This is a genomic window from Gammaproteobacteria bacterium (assembly GCA_016195665.1).
GTDB lineage: Bacteria > Pseudomonadota > Gammaproteobacteria > SURF-13 > SURF-13 > JACPZD01.
This window is the reverse complement of record JACPZD010000035.1, coordinates 1-14599: the sequence shown is the minus strand read 5'-3', so window position 1 is coordinate 14599 and position 14599 is coordinate 1. Positions and strand designations below refer to the sequence as shown.

The following is a 14599-nucleotide window of genomic DNA, read 5'->3' as shown; positions in this document are numbered from 1 at the left end:
ATCGCGCTGATGTTCACCGAGTGCAGCCTGGTCATGTTTGTGATACAGGCAATCGTATTCCCGCCCCGGTTTACCAAATGAAGGTGCAGGCAATGAACCCAAAGGAGCAGCCCTATGAATAAGCCTCTGACCCCGGAAGTGTTACGCAAGATGAACGCCTACTGGCGGGCCGCCAACTACCTGTCTGTGGGCCAGATTTACCTGTATGACAATCCGCTGCTCAAAAAGCCGTTGACGCTGGAGCACATAAAGCCGCGGCTACTGGGCCATTGGGGTACCACGCCGGGGTTGAATTTCATCTACGTGCATCTCAACCGGATCATCAAGCAGTATGACCTCAACATGCTCTATGTCACCGGGCCGGGACACGGCGGACCGGCCCTGGTGGCCAATACGTATCTGGAGGGCGCCTACAGCGAGTTGTACCCGCATATCTCCCAAGACGAACAAGGTATGAAGAGGCTGTTTACGCAGTTTTCTTTTCCCGGGGGCATACCCAGTCACGTGGCCCCGGAAACCCCGGGCTCAATCAACGAAGGCGGCGAACTCGGCTATTCGCTGGCGCACGCGTATGGCGCGGCGTTCGACAATCCCGACTTGCTGGTTGCCTGTGTCGTGGGCGATGGCGAGGCGGAAACCGGCCCGCTGGCGACCAGTTGGCACTCGAACAAATTCCTCAATCCGGTGCACGACGGCGCCGTACTTCCCATCCTGCACTTGAACGGCTACAAGATTGCCGGCCCCACGGTGCTCGCCCGCATTTCCCGCGACGAGCTTGAAGCGCTCTTCCGTGGCTACGGTTACACCCCCTATTTCGTCGAGGGTGACGACCCGAAAGCGATGCACCAGCTCATGGCGGGCACACTCGACACTATCGTGGCCGGTATTCAACACATCCAGCGCGACGCCCGAAAGAACGGGTTCAAGCAACGACCGCGCTGGCCGATGATCATCCTGCGCTCGCCGAAGGGCTGGACGGGTCCCGGCGTGGTCGATGGCAAGCCGGTCGAAGGAACATTTCGCGCCCACCAGGTGCCGGTTGCGCAACTTGCGACCAAGCCCAGGCACCTGAAAATTCTCGAACAGTGGATGAAGAGTTACCGGCCCCGGGAATTATTCGACAAGAATGGCAGGCTCCTTGCGGAACTGGCTGAACTGGCGCCGAAGGGCGAGCGGCGAATGGGAGCGAATCCTCATGCTAATGGCGGGCTACTGCTTCGGGATCTGAAAATGCCGGACTTCCGCGACTACGCGGTCAGGGTGGCGAAGCCCGGCGGCGTGGAAGCCGAAGCGACGAGCGTGCAGGGTCAGTTCATCCGCGACGTGTTCAAGCTCAACGCCGACGCACGCAACTTCCGCGTGTTCAGCCCGGATGAAACCGCCTCGAACCGCTGGGGCGCATTATTCGAGGTAACGAACCGTTGCTCGACCGCGGAAATCATCCCCGGTGACGATCACATCGCGTCCGACGGCCGGGTGATGGAGATGTTGAGCGAGCATCAGTGCGAAGGTTGGCTCGAAGGTTACCTCCTGACCGGACGGCACGGCTTTTTCTCAAGTTACGAAGCGTTCATTCACATCATAGATTCGATGTTCAACCAGCACGCCAAGTGGCTGGATGTGACCCGCCAGATTCCGTGGCGGCGGCCCATTGCTTCCCTGAACTACCTGCTGTCTTCGCACGTGTGGCGTCAGGATCACAACGGCTTCACTCACCAGGACCCCGGCTTCATCGATTTGGCGGCGAACAAGAAGGCGGACATCATCCGCGTGTATCTGCCGCCTGATGCCAATACCCTGCTGACGGTGACCGATCACTGCCTGCGCAGCCGCCACTACGTCAATGTCATCGTTGCCGGCAAACACCCGTCGCCGCAATGGCTGGACATGGAGTCGGCAGTCAAACACTGCACCGCCGGGCTCGGCATCTGGAAATGGGCAAGCAACGACGAGGGCAGCGAGCCCGATGTGGTGATGGCCTGCGCCGGCGATGTGCCCACCCTGGAGACGCTGGCCGCAGTGGAGATGCTGCGGCAGCATTTCCCGGAGCTTAAGATCCGCGTCATCAATGTGGTGGATTTGATGGCGCTGCAGCCACAGAGTGAGCATCCTCAGGGCTTGAGCGACAAGGACTTCGATGTCCTGTTCACCAAGGACAAACCCATCGTCTTCGCCTACCACGGATATCCTTCGCTGATCCATCAGCTGACGTATCGGCGAACCAACCATCACAACCTGCACGTTCGTGGGTACAAGGAAGAAGGAACCACCACCACGCCCTTCGACATGGCGGTGCGCAATGACATCGACCGCTTTCATTTAGTCAAAGACGTCGTCGATCGGGTGTCGAGTTTGGTCCCGCGCGCTGCTTATCTCACCCAAATCATTCGAGACAAGCTGATCGACCACCAGCGCTACATCCGGCAATACGGTGAGGACATGCCGGAAATCCGGGATTGGAAATGGGGTGCCAGGGAAACGGGGAAGACAGGCCCCGCGCGCAAATGAAAGTAAATCCTTTGGCGGGGAAACCCGCCCCGTCGGCGATGCTGGCCAATATCCCAAAACTGGTGAAGGCCTACTATACCGACATGCCTGACTTCTCGGCGCCCACGCAACGGGTCGCGTTCGGCACATCGGGACATCGCGGTTCCTCGTTCGAGAAGACCTTCAACGAAGGGCATGTGCTCGCCATCGGCCAGGCAATTTGCCTGTACCGCAAACAGCAGGGTATCGATGGCCCGCTGTTTCTGGGTATCGACACGCACGCGCTTTCCGTTCCGGCGTTTGCCAGTGCGCTCGAAGTGTTGGCAGCCAACGGTGTGGAAGTCATGCTCGCCGAGAACGACGAATACACGCCCACCCCCGTGATTTCTCACGCGATACTCACTTATAACCGCGGACGCGATAAAGGACTGGCGGACGGCATTGTTATCACGCCGTCGCACAACCCGCCCGACAATGGCGGTTTCAAGTACAACCCGCCCAACGGCGGGCCGGCGGATACCGGCGTCACCGGCTGGATCGAAGCCAAGGCCAACGAGTTTCTGAAAGACGGCCTCCAGGGCGTGAAAAGAATGCCTTTCGAAAAGGCGTTGCGCGCCGCCACGACGCACCGGCACGACTATCTCAACGCTTACGTGAGTGATCTCGACAAAGTGATCGATATGGAGGCGATCCGAGGCGCCAACATCGGCATGGGCGTCGATCCGCTCGGTGGCGCAGGCGTCCATTACTGGGCCGCGATTGCCGGGCGCTATGGTTTGAATCTCACGGTTGTGAACGAAGTCGTCGATCCGACCTTCCGGTTCATGACGGTCGATTGGGACGGCCGCATTCGCATGGACCCGTCTTCGTCCTATGCCATGCAGAATTTGATCGGCCTGAAGGACCGCTTCGACATCGCCTTCGCCTGCGACACCGACCACGACCGGCACGGGATCGTTACCCGGAGCACGGGCTTGCTCCCACCCAATCGCTATCTTTCCGTCGCCATCCACTATCTGTTCCAGCATCGGCCAAAGTGGCGCACGGAAGCGGCGGTGGGAAAAACCGTCGTGAGCAGCCAGATGATCGATCACGTGACCGCGAAGCTCGGACGGAAGCTCTACGAGGTGCCGGTCGGCTTCAAGTGGTTCGTCGGCGGCCTGCTCGACGGTTCGCTTGGCTTCGGCGGCGAAGAGAGCGCGGGAGCATCCTTCCTGCGCCTTGACGGCGCCGTCTGGACGACGGACAAAGACGGAATCGTCCCGGCTTTGCTCTCCGCGGAAATCACTGCGCGGATGGGCCGCGATCCCGGCGAGATCTACCGCGAGCTGACGCGCGAATTCGGCGAGTCTGCCTACGCCCGGGTCGAGGCGCCCGCCACTCCGGCGCAAAAAGAGATACTGTCAAAACTCTCGCCGCAGCAGGTTCGATCAACAGACCTGGCTGGCGAAAAAATCCAGGCCATCCTCAGCCATGCGCCCGGCAACGGCGCGCCCATCGGCGGGTTGAAGGTGATTACCGAAAGTGGCTGGTTCGCTGCGCGTCCCTCAGGCACCGAAGACATCTATAAGATCTATGCGGAGAGCTTCCGTGGAGCGGATCATCTGCGCAGCATCCTGGCGGAAGCACAGACCATCGTCAGCGATGCTCTGGCGGCGTCCCCGCAGCAGCCGGGGATTCCGTCCAGGAAAAATTTGAAGGAGAACTCATGAGCAGCCAAAGGCGTGTCAGCCACCCGCTATACAGCCTGCTACCCACGGACGTCGAGGGGTTCGATTCCCTGGCCGAGCTGGCCCTGGATATGCGTTCGTCGTGGAATCATGCCACCGACCAGGTGTGGCGGCAGCTGGATCCCGTGCTGTGGGAGTCCACGCATAACCCCTGGGCCGTCCTGCAGACGGTCTCGCGGGAGGAACTCCAGGGTGTTCTGGCCGATCCCGGTTTCCGCAAAAACGTCGATGACCTGGTGCAAGCCAGGCGGGTTGCGGCGGAGGCGCCCGCGTGGTTTCAGCAAACCTATCCACAATCGCCGCTGACCTGTGTCGCCTATTTCAGCATGGAATTCATGCTGAGCGAGGCGCTGCCCATTTACTCGGGCGGGCTGGGCAACGTGGCCGGTGATCAGCTCAAGGCCGCCGGCGATCTGGGCATACCGGCCATCGGCGTGGGGCTGCTCTACCAGCAAGGCTATTTTCGCCAGCTGATCGACCAGGACGGCGCGCAACAGGCCATTTTTCCCTACAACGATCCCGGACAGTTGCCGATCGCGCCGTTGCGCCACCCCAACGGGGAGTGGTTGCGGCTCCAGCTCGACCTGCCGGGCCACCCGATCTGGCTGCGCGCCTGGCAGGTTCAGGTCGGTCGCGTGAAGCTTTACCTGCTGGACAGCAATGATGCGGCGAACTACCCGCCGTACCGGGGGATAACCAGCGAGCTTTACGGGAGCGCGCCGGACCTGCGCCTGATGCAAGAGCTGATCCTTGGGATCGGCGGCTGGCGCTTGCTCGCCGCGCTCGGCATCGAACCGGAAGTCTGCCACCTGAATGAAGGGCATGCGGCGCTCGCCGTGCTGGAGCGCGCGCGGAGTTTCATGCAAGCCACCGGGCAGTCTTTCGAAGTCGCACTGGCCGTTACGCGCGCGGGCAATCTCTTCACCACCCACACGGCGGTGGCCGCCGGCTTCGACCGTTTCGCACCAAGCCTCATCGACCACTGCCTGGGTGGATACGCACGCAACCAGCTCGGCATTACGCTCCGTGATTTGCTGGCGCTGGGCCGCCGGAATCCGGACGATCCGGCGGAGGATTTCAACATGGCGTATCTGGCGATCCGCGGCAGCGGGGCGGTGAATGGCGTGAGCCGCCTGCATGGCAAGGTGAGCCGGCGCCTGTTTGCGCCGCTGTTTCCGCGCTGGCCGGCGGACGACGTGCCGGTCGCACACGTGACCAACGGCGTTCATATGCCGACCTGGGACTCGGCGGCGGCGGACGATCTATGGACGGAGGCCTGTGGCAAGGACCGCTGGCTGGGGACGACGGAAGCCCATGAACGGCGCATGTGCGCCATCTCAGACGCCAGCTTCTGGCAACTGCGCACTACGGCCCGCAAGTCGCTGGTTGAATACGTTCGTGAACGATTGTCCCGGCAACTGGCCGCGTCAGGCGCGTCGCCCGAGGCGGTTGACGCGGCGAAACGGCTGTTTGATCCCAACGCGTTGACGCTGGGCTTTGCCCGCCGCTTTGCAAGCTACAAACGACCGAACCTGCTGCTGCACGACCCGGAGCGGCTACTGCGTTTGTTCAGCAATCCGCAACGCCCGGTGCAACTCGTCGTGGCCGGCAAGGCGCATCCGGCGGATCAGGCCGGCCAGGCCCTGATCCGGCAGTGGACGCAGTTCATCCGGCGCTCCGAAGTCCGCCCCCATGTGATTTTCCTCAGTGACTACGACATGCATTTGACCGAGCACTTGGTGCAGGGCGTGGATGTCTGGCTCAACACGCCGCGGCGGCCCTGGGAAGCGAGTGGAACGAGCGGCATGAAGGTGCTGGTCAATGGCGGCATCAATCTGTCTGAATTGGACGGCTGGTGGGCGGAAGCCTACGCGCCGGACGTGGGCTGGGCGTTGGGGGATGGTCAGGAACATGGCGACGATCCCGCCTGGGACGCGATCGAAGCGGAAGCCCTCTATGACCTGCTCGAACGCGAGGTGATCCCGGAGTTCTATACTCGTGATGAACAAGGTATCCCCAGCGCCTGGGTGGCGCGGATGCGCGAAAGCATGGCGCGGTTGACACCGCTCTTTTCCACCAACCGCGCGGTGCGCGAATACACCGAGCGACACTACCTCCCGTCGGCCGTTGCGTACCGCGAGCGGAACGCCGACAAAGGTGCGATCGGTTTGCAGGTGGTTAATTGGCGGCAAGCGCTGGACCAAAAGTGGGCCGCGCTGCGCTTCGGCGAAGTGAAGGTGGAGACTGACGGCGAGCAACACGTATTTGAGGTTCAAGTGTATCTCGATGATCTCGACCCGGAGGCAGTGCGGGTCGAGCTCTATGCCGACGGCGTCAGGGATGGCGCTCCGGTGCGGCAGGAGATGAAGCGCGTGCGGCAACTGGTGGGCGCGACAAACGGCTATGCCTATCGCGCAGGCGTGCCTGCTACCCGCCCGGCGACGGACTATACGGCGCGACTCCTGCCGCACCGCGATGGTGTGGCGATCCCGCTGGAAGCCGCCCATATCCTGTGGCAGCGATGATTCAATATCGAATGGGGAATGGCGGAATGGCAAGCGAGAACAGCGTCGGAAGGCCCGAATGCATCCTGACGATTAACGGCGGCTCGTCGAGTATCAAGTTCGCGCCGTATCAGACCGGCGAACTTCTGGGGCAAACGCTTGTTGGAAAAGTTGATCGCATCCTGCTCAAGCGCACTCGCCTCGAAGGCATCCGCGCGCACGGGCCGACGGCGGGCGCAACCGCATGAGCGCGCCTGCGATCGCCCGGCGCGAATCCGTCACGGGTCTGGCCCTGCCACTCGCGGCGGTGTTCGTCGTGGCCATGGGCTACGGCGTGGTGCTCCCTGTGTTGCCGTTCATGCTCGCGAATTCTCTCGGCGAGGCGGCGCGCGTCTCGGTCGCCTGGCACACCGGCCTGCTCACGGGCGTGTACATGCTGGCGCTGTTCCTGTTCGCGCCCCTCTGGGGATACGTCTCGGACCGCACCGGACGGCGGACGGTAATCCTGCTCGGCCTTGCCGGCTTCAGCGGCGCGATGCTGTGGTTCGCGTTGGTGCGTGACCTTGTGTTCGCTTACGGCGCCCGCGCGCTCGCTGGCGTGTTCGCGGCGGCGGTGTTGCCGGTAGTGTTAGCCTGGGTGAGCGACGCGTGTACAGCGCACACGCGAGCGGCGGCATTCGCGTGGCTGAGCGCGGTGAGCGCGCTCGGTTTCCTGTTCGGCCCGGCGCTGAGCGGCTGGCTGGCGTCCGTCGAGATCATCGCGCAGGACGACGCCCTGATGCTGCCATTCTACGCGGCCGCGGCACTGGGTGCCGGGACGTGGCTCGCGGTCTATCGGTTCCTCCCGGAGAGCGCGCCACCGCACACCCGTGATGGTGAGCCGGAGCGAAGCGCGCCGTCCTTGATATGGTTGCTGGCGTTGTCGCTGCTCGTGATGTTCGGTCTCGGCAGCTTCGAGGTGGGACTGGCGTTGCAGGGCCAGCAGGTGCTGAACCTGGGTCCGCGCGAGATCGGCTGGATGTTCGCCGAGTGCAGTCTGGTCATGATCCTGGTGCAAATCTTCGTGCTCGCGCCGCTGATCAAGCGCGTCGGCAGCGGGCTGCTGGCGCCGGCCTTCCTCGCGATGGCCGCCGGTGTCGCGCTGCTGCCATACGCCGCGAATTATTTCCTGCTGCTAGTCGGGGTGGGGTTGGTCGCCGCGGCCTCGGGTATTTTGATTCCGGCGCTCGCCTATCTGGTGTCGCTCGCCGCCGGAGCCGCGCAGGGTGCGGCCCTCGGCAAGCAGACCGCTGCCGCGAGCCTGGGCCAAGCCGCAGGTTCGGCAGCCGTCGGCTGGTTGTTCGCCGTGCTGATCGGTTATTCGTTCTGGGCGACTGCGGCGCTGCTCGCGTTTGGCGCGGTCGCTTCGCTCCGCGTTTCAAAGGCTTTGAAGGAGGAGGTGAGCGATGACTAAAGAGTTCGCGGTGATTGCGCTGTTCATGCTGCGCTGCCCCGATACGTTGGGTAGCGTCATGAGACTATGTTCCTGTGAGACAGGAGCGTTGAACTGCGGCGTGGCCGCGCTGGGCGTCGAGCCGCAGGGCTTCTAGCATGCAGCGCCGCAGCCCCGCCGGCCCATCGTGAAACCCGCAAAGGAGGACGTCGCCATGACCAAACTGTTCCGTGTAAATTCCCGGCGTGGCCTGTGGGTCGTCGCCCTGCTGTTTCTGGCGGGCGCGCAGGCTAGCCAGCGCCAGGTCGCCGACGGCAAGCTCTACAACGTGCTCTCCACGCTCATCGCGCGCGAGGTGCACGAGACCTTCGACGCGGTCGAAGAGGTCGGCGTGCAGTTGCTCTCCAACATCGGCCGGCCGATCGACGAGCCCGAGCTGGCCGCGCTCGAGGTGCGCGTCAAGGGCGGTCTCACGGAGGGACTCAAGCGCCGGATCGCGGCGCTCGTGGACGTGCGCCTCGCCGGCATCGAGCGCGTGACGCCGCTTATTCTCGCGGAGCAGGTGACGCTTTACTGAGCGGGCGTACCGGCCGCGCGCCCGGGCGCAGACTCGAGGCGCCGGCGCACCTGCTCCAGGATTTCCGTCGCGAAACGGCGCATGATGGGCGCGGCGATGTTGTCGATGATCCTCTCCAGGATGGGGCTGGCCAGACGATATTCCATCGTAAAGCAAACCTCCGTGCCGCCGCGGGCGGGCTTGAGGTCGAAGGTGCCGCCGTTCTCGATGCCCCGGACCGAGCGCCAGGTGAATCGGTGCGGGCGCCGCGCCTCGGTCACCACGGAATCCCAATCGAGCTCGATGCCGGCCACGCGGATGATCCAGTGATAGGTATCGGGCCCGATTCCGCGGACCTCCCGGATGATACGGCTGTACCGGGAAAAGTCCTCGACGCGCGCGATGAGGTCGAATACCGCCTCGGGCTTCGCCCGGATGAAGAGGGTGCGTTCGATGGCCGGCATGGCAGGCGGCTCGCTCAGCTCAGTGCGACAGGGATGTAGGTCGGCCGCACCCTGACCAGCCACAACACAAATGACGCGACGAACGGACGAGCACGGGCGCTCATGACATCCTCCTTGTTGGTGGGTATGGCGAATCGCCACGCTGCACCCCGTATAGGCTGGACACAGGAATTACCCGCATTGACGCAGGTCAAAATACGGCCGGGGGCGGCCGGTCGTTCGGTATAATCATGTATGTTTTTCCTGCAAACAGCCGAAAATCATGACTAACAGTATGTTGAAAAAAGCCATCCTTAGCTTTTTTCAACTCGGCCGCTCCCGCGCATCCATGCGCCCGCGGCATTGGGGCGTCCTGCCCGGCACAAAGCAAAAAACGCGGCCCTATGATTATTAGGATGCTTTGCTCCATTTTTCAAGCCCTTTGTCTCCGCCCGCGCTACCGCGCGGACTCCGACAAAACATCCGGCCCTCCGGCTACGCGGGGGTCGCCGCACACCGCTCGTCCGCTATCGCTCCCTCGCTTCCTGTGCTCCTTCCATGTTCACCGGCGATAACCAAGCCATCGCCGTGCGCATCGCCAGCGTGCTCGGTATCGCCGTGGCGCTGGGGAAGAGCGATTTCTTCAACGTGGAGGGCGCCATAGCTCTGCCCCATGCTACCTGTATAAGATGCACCATAACCTCTTCTGGGTGGTGACCTGATGCGCCGCTCAGGGTAATATTGAATAATATATGAACAGTGGGGCAGACAAGGACGGCAAGCTCTACGCAACAGGCGGCGACGCCGCTGCACTGCTCAAAACAGTGCAAGACTTCATTGCCGAGTTACATCCCCACGGGGAAAGGGCCGTCGCGGTTACGCTGGACAGTTCACTGGACCGGGATCTGGGTATTGACAGCCTGGGCCGTGTCGAGCTGTTGATGCGCATAGAGCGCACCTTCAATGTGAGTTTGCCAGAGCAGGTGCTGGCGAGTGCGGAGACTCCACGCGACCTGCTTCGCGCCGTGTCAGCCGCGACTGTAGTGCCGAAACCCGCTGTGGCGACGCAAGTCAGCGGTCTAGTGCAGCAACCGAGCGAGATCGTCCCATCCCAGGCCGCTACTCTGATTGAAGTGCTGGATAGTCATGTGATCTCGCATCCCGACCGGCCGCATATCATTTTACATGGTGCATCGGGTGAAGAAGATCGCATTAGTTATGCCGCGCTGCGCCGAGGGGCTGAGGCTGTGGCCGCCGGATTGATCCGGCACAGTCTTGAGCCGGGGCAGACGGTGGCGTTGATGTTGCCGACCGGCCGCGACTATTTTTATACTTTCTTTGGGATACTGCTGGCCGGCGCAATACCCGTGCCGATCTATCCGCCGGCGCGGCTGTCACAGATCGAGGATCATTTGCGCAGGCACGCAGGCATACTCTCCAATGCGCTCGCCACGATCTTGGTCACCGTGCCGGAGGCCAAGCCACTCGCGCGATTGCTCAAGCCGCAAGTGCCGACGTTACACGCGATTACCACAGTGGGAGAGTTATCCTCCGCCGCAGAGAAATTTACGCCGGTTGCCATTAAGAGTCAGGACATCGCCTTTTTGCAATACACTTCAGGGAGCACGGGGAATCCAAAAGGAGTAGTGCTCACTCACGCCAACCTGCTTGCAAATATCCGCGCCATGGGAGAGGCGGCTCAAGCCTCATCTAAGGACGTCTTCGTGAGTTGGTTGCCCTTGTATCATGACATGGGTCTGATTGGCGCGTGGCTGGGAAGTTTGTATTTCGCATGCCAGTTCGTGGTGATGTCGCCGCTCACCTTTCTCGCGCGTCCGGCGCGTTGGCTCTGGGCGATACACAGGTATCGCGGCACACTCTCCGCCGCGCCTAACTTTGCTTATGAACTTTGCCTGCGCAAGATCGAGGACCGCGAGATTGAGGGCTTGGATCTTACCAGTTTGCGCATGGCCTTTAATGGCGCCGAGCCGGTGAGTTCCGACACGGTCGTTAACTTTACGCAACGCTTCGCCCGCTATGGTCTGCGGCCCGGTGTCATCGCCCCCGTCTACGGGTTAGCCGAATCATCGGTCGGGTTGGCCTTCCCTCCGCCGGGCCGCGGGCCGCTGATAGACAGGATACAGCGTGATGCGTTCACCCGCACCGGGAATGCCGTGCCGGCGGGAAATGATGAAACGGATGTCCTGCGTTTTGTGGCCTGCGGTCAGCCCTTGCCCGGTCATCAGATACGCATTGTTGACGACACGGGCCGCGAGGTCGCCGAGCGGGTAGAGGGCAGGCTGGAGTTCAAAGGCCCGTCCTCCACCAGCGGCTATTTTCGCAATCCCGAACAGACCCGCAACCTGTTTCACGGTGACTGGTTAGACTCCGGTGATCTCGCCTATATTGCCGGTGTCGATGTGTACATCACGGGGCGGGTCAAGGACATCATCATTCGCGCCGGCCGCAATATCTACCCGCATGAACTGGAAGAGGCGGTAGGCAATATTCCGGGCATACGCAAGGGTTGTGTGGCAGTGTTCGGCAGCCCTGATCCCGCCTCGGGTACCGAACGGCTGGTGGTCATGGCGGAGACACGTGAGAAGGATGCAGAAGTTCTGGATAAGCTGCGACTTGAAATCAACAGTCTGAGCAGCGATCTGCTCGGTTCTCCGCCGGATGATATCGTGCTGGCGCCTGTCCACAGCGTGCTTAAAACATCGAGCGGGAAGATACGCCGTGCGGCCAGCCGAGAGCTTTATGAAAAAGGTTTGAGTAAGGTACAGCAACGCGCGGTGTGGTGGCAGTTCGTCCGCTTATCAATTTTAAGCGTGCCGCCGGAACTGCGACGTCTGCGCCGTGTCGTAACCGATGTCCTGTATGCCGCCTACGCCTGGACGGTGTTCTCGATACTCGCACCCATCACCCTGCTGATCGCCGTCTTGTTGCCCAGGCCAGAGTGGAGCTGGGCGGTAAGCCGCGTCGGGGCGCGACTTTTGATCCGGCTGTCGGGCGCCCCGCTCACCGTGCAGGGGTTGGATAATCTCCCCACCGGCGCACCTTGCGTACTGGTGGCCAATCATGCGAGTTATCTGGACGGCATCCTGTTGATTGCGCTCCTGCCGAGGCCGTTCGGCTTTGTGGCCAAGCGCGAATTGCTGGATCATCCGATAGCAGGAATTTATTTACGTCACATGGGCGCGAGTTTTGTGGAACGTTTCGCATTATTGCGCGGAGTTGAGGATGCAGAACAGTTGTCGCAGTCCGTGCGCGAGGGGCGATCCCTGGCATTCTTCCCGGAAGGCGCTTTCTACCGCATGCCAGGGTTACTCCCCTTTCATATGGGCGCATTTGTCGCGGCGGCTCAAGCCGGGGCGCCCGTCGTGCCTGTCAGCATCCGGGGTACACGCTCCATCCTGCGCGCCGATCACTGGTTTCCGCGCCGTGGTTCAATTAGTGTCACAATAGGAGTACCTATTGAACCTAGAGGATCCGATTGGAGCGCCGCTATTCAACTGCGCGATGCGGCGCGGGCGGAAATCTTGCGCCACTGCGGCGAACCCGATCCGGCACTCAGCGATGCGCTCAAATTGAAGACATAACATGCCGGCTAAACTGTATAAATATGGCATCCATGCCGATCAGATAGGCACACTGTCAGGCCTTTTCCAACGCCGCGTGGCGAAGACGCCGAAGGCACAGGCCTACCTGCAATATGACTATGCTAGAAGAAAGTGGAAACGCTACACATGGCAAGAGATGGAACGTCTGGTTGCGCGCTGGCAGCATGCGTTGGCCAAGGAGAGTCTCGCCCCGGGTGAGCGGGTCGCCATCCTGCTGAACAACAGCGTGGAGTGGGTATGTTTTGATCTGGCTGCCCTTTCCCTGCAACTCGTGGTCGTGCCTTTGTATACTTCCGATAGTTCCGAGAGCATTACCTATATCCTGGAAGATTCCGGTGCGCGGCTGTTGCTGGTGGGGCGCATAGAGCAGTGGTTGCCGCTCGCGGCGCAACATAACCGCCTGCGCAGCTTACAGAAGGTGCTGTGCGTGAATCCGGATTCGATTCCTATTACCGATAACAGCACTGCGGTTCAGTTCGTTAAAGATTGGCTCGATAAAGATACGCAGACGCTGGTTGATTACGCGGTCAGTCGCGATTCATTGGCCACTATTGTCTATACTTCGGGAACTACGGGCCGTCCTAAAGGTGTGATGTTGTCTCATCACAATATTCTGTGGAACGCCAGAGCCGTGCTCAAGGCGATACCCGGCGACCGCAAGGATCGCTATCTTTCCTTTTTGCCGCTGTCGCATACTTTTGAACGGACGGCGGGTTATTATGTTCCTATGATGGTGGGGAGCCGCGTGGCCTTTGCGAGATCTGCGAAAGACCTGCCGGAGGATCTTGTCGCCCAGCGTCCCACCGTGTTGATTTCGGTGCCGAGAATATTTGAACGGTTCTATGCCGAGGTGCAACGCCGGCTGAAGGAGAAAGGCGTACTGGCCCGCGCGTTGTTCAAGTGGACGGAGACCCTGGGTTGGCGGCGCTTTGAGGCGGCGCAGGGCATAGGCAAAAAAGATGTTAATTTTCTCCAGCGTTTTCTGTGGGCGATATTAAAACGTCTGGTGGCGGATAGGATCCTGGCGCGCCTGGGCGGGCGTTTACGGCTGGCCGTGAGCGGCGGCGCGCCGTTGCCGGCAAAGATCTCTCATTGTTTCATCGGATTAGGGCTGCCGTTGATTCAAGGCTATGGGCTGACCGAGGCCGCGCCGGTCGTGAGCGTCAACCGGCTGGACAACAATATCCCGGACTCGGTCGGCGAGCCCTTGCCGGGTATCGAGGTGAACATCGGCAAAGAGGATGAATTGTTGGTGCGGGCGCCCTCGGTGATGCTGGGCTATTGGAATAGGCCCGAGGATACCCGGCAGGTCATAGACGGCGGAGGCTGGCTGCATACCGGAGATCAGGTGCAGATCGTAGACGACCATATCTTTATACGTGGCCGCCTCAAGGATATCCTGGTGATGTCTACCGGAGAAAAGGTCGCCCCTGCTGACATAGAGCTTGGCATTACTCAAGACCCCTTGTTCTATCAAGTGATGGTGGTGGGGGAGGCCAAGCCCTTCCTCGCTGCATTGGTTGTGTTGAACCGGGAGGGGTGGAAAAATCTCGCAAAGACGCTTGCGCTAAATCCTGACGATCCCTTGGCGCTGAGAAGCCCGCAAGCACTCAATGCGGTACTCACTAAAATACACGAATTAACGCGTGGCTTTCCCGGCTATGCCCGGATACGGGCAATGTATCTAGAGCATTTTTGATTTAAGCACATACATATCCAGAAGACGCAAAATAGTTTTTGCATTCGTCTAGCGAGAACGCATCAAGGAGTTTTCCGATTTCATCCCACAAATCGCTGACTGTACGTTTGGCGGCCTTGCGCAAT

11 protein-coding genes are annotated in these 14599 nt (G+C 61.1%); 10 read left to right on the top strand and 1 reads right to left on the bottom strand.

Features of this window, described 5'->3' with window-relative positions; all coding sequences use genetic code 11:
- Positions 1–114: 114 nt before the first annotated feature.
- The 7 genes from HY028_09140 to HY028_09110 are packed head-to-tail and all read left to right on the top strand — an operon-like array spanning position 115 to position 8730.
- On the top strand, positions 115–2508 hold the full coding sequence (locus HY028_09140; GenBank protein ID MBI3344999.1) for a phosphoketolase family protein: 2394 nt from the start codon (positions 115–117) through the stop codon (positions 2506–2508).
- Positions 2505–4199 (top strand): alpha-D-glucose phosphate-specific phosphoglucomutase, encoded by a 1695-nt coding sequence (locus HY028_09135; protein MBI3344998.1) that lies wholly within the window; start codon positions 2505–2507, stop codon positions 4197–4199. Before HY028_09140 ends, HY028_09135 begins: the two co-directional genes overlap by 4 nt.
- Complete coding sequence (gene glgP / locus HY028_09130) at positions 4196–6742, top strand: alpha-glucan family phosphorylase (protein ID MBI3344997.1); 2547 nt, start codon at positions 4196–4198, stop codon at positions 6740–6742. The genes HY028_09135 and glgP overlap by 4 nt, the downstream gene beginning before the upstream one ends.
- A 26-nt stretch (positions 6743–6768) precedes the next feature.
- Positions 6769–6969, top strand: a complete 201-nt coding sequence (locus HY028_09125; protein ID MBI3344996.1) for a hypothetical protein — start codon at positions 6769–6771, stop codon at positions 6967–6969.
- Positions 6966–8174: an MFS transporter gene (locus HY028_09120; protein MBI3344995.1), complete on the top strand. Its 1209-nt coding sequence runs from the start codon at positions 6966–6968 to the stop codon at positions 8172–8174. Before HY028_09125 ends, HY028_09120 begins: the two co-directional genes overlap by 4 nt.
- Positions 8167–8310 carry a hypothetical protein gene (locus tag HY028_09115; GenBank protein MBI3344994.1) on the top strand — a complete coding sequence of 48 codons (144 nt, stop codon included), beginning with the start codon at positions 8167–8169 and terminating at the stop codon, positions 8308–8310. The genes HY028_09120 and HY028_09115 overlap by 8 nt, the downstream gene beginning before the upstream one ends.
- Before the next feature lie 57 nt (positions 8311–8367).
- Positions 8368–8730 (top strand): hypothetical protein, encoded by a 363-nt coding sequence (locus tag HY028_09110; GenBank protein ID MBI3344993.1) that lies wholly within the window; start codon positions 8368–8370, stop codon positions 8728–8730.
- On the opposite strand, the gene HY028_09105 is transcribed toward HY028_09110, so the two are convergent.
- Positions 8724–9173, bottom strand: a complete 450-nt coding sequence (locus HY028_09105) for an SRPBCC family protein (protein ID MBI3344992.1) — start codon at positions 9171–9173, stop codon at positions 8724–8726. The two genes, HY028_09110 and HY028_09105, sit on opposite strands and share 7 nt — an antisense overlap.
- Positions 9174–9710: 537 nt before the next feature.
- On the opposite strand from HY028_09105, the gene HY028_09100 reads away from it, so the two are divergent.
- The 3 genes from HY028_09100 to HY028_09090 are packed head-to-tail and all read left to right on the top strand — an operon-like array spanning position 9711 to position 14474.
- A complete protein-coding gene (locus HY028_09100) occupies positions 9711–9869 on the top strand; it encodes a hypothetical protein (GenBank protein MBI3344991.1) in 159 nt (52 codons plus the stop codon).
- Between the two features lie 35 nt (positions 9870–9904).
- Positions 9905–12754 carry an AMP-binding protein gene (locus tag HY028_09095; GenBank protein ID MBI3344990.1) on the top strand — a complete coding sequence of 950 codons (2850 nt, stop codon included), beginning with the start codon at positions 9905–9907 and terminating at the stop codon, positions 12752–12754.
- 1 nt (position 12755) lies between these two features.
- Positions 12756–14474, top strand: a complete 1719-nt coding sequence (locus tag HY028_09090; protein ID MBI3344989.1) for a long-chain fatty acid--CoA ligase — start codon at positions 12756–12758, stop codon at positions 14472–14474.
- The last annotated feature ends 125 nt before the right edge of the window (positions 14475–14599 follow it).

Excerpts from the sequence above, each read along its gene's own strand:
- HY028_09110 (MBI3344993.1), top strand. The coding sequence starts at position 8,368 with ATGACCAAACTGTTCCGTGTAAATTCCCGGCGTGGCCTGTGGGTCGTC.
- HY028_09135 (MBI3344998.1), top strand. The coding sequence starts at position 2,505 with ATGAAAGTAAATCCTTTGGCGGGGAAACCCGCCCCGTCGGCGATGCTG.
- HY028_09120 (MBI3344995.1), top strand. The coding sequence starts at position 6,966 with ATGAGCGCGCCTGCGATCGCCCGGCGCGAATCCGTCACGGGTCTGGCC.
- HY028_09140 (MBI3344999.1), top strand. The coding sequence starts at position 115 with ATGAATAAGCCTCTGACCCCGGAAGTGTTACGCAAGATGAACGCCTAC.
- HY028_09095 (MBI3344990.1), top strand. The coding sequence starts at position 9,905 with ATGAACAGTGGGGCAGACAAGGACGGCAAGCTCTACGCAACAGGCGGC.
- HY028_09125 (MBI3344996.1), top strand. The coding sequence starts at position 6,769 with ATGGCAAGCGAGAACAGCGTCGGAAGGCCCGAATGCATCCTGACGATT.
- HY028_09105 (MBI3344992.1), bottom strand. The coding sequence starts at position 9,173 with ATGCCGGCCATCGAACGCACCCTCTTCATCCGGGCGAAGCCCGAGGCG.
- HY028_09115 (MBI3344994.1), top strand. The coding sequence starts at position 8,167 with ATGACTAAAGAGTTCGCGGTGATTGCGCTGTTCATGCTGCGCTGCCCC.
- HY028_09100 (MBI3344991.1), top strand. The coding sequence starts at position 9,711 with ATGTTCACCGGCGATAACCAAGCCATCGCCGTGCGCATCGCCAGCGTG.
- glgP (MBI3344997.1), top strand. The coding sequence starts at position 4,196 with ATGAGCAGCCAAAGGCGTGTCAGCCACCCGCTATACAGCCTGCTACCC.
- HY028_09090 (MBI3344989.1), top strand. The coding sequence starts at position 12,756 with ATGCCGGCTAAACTGTATAAATATGGCATCCATGCCGATCAGATAGGC.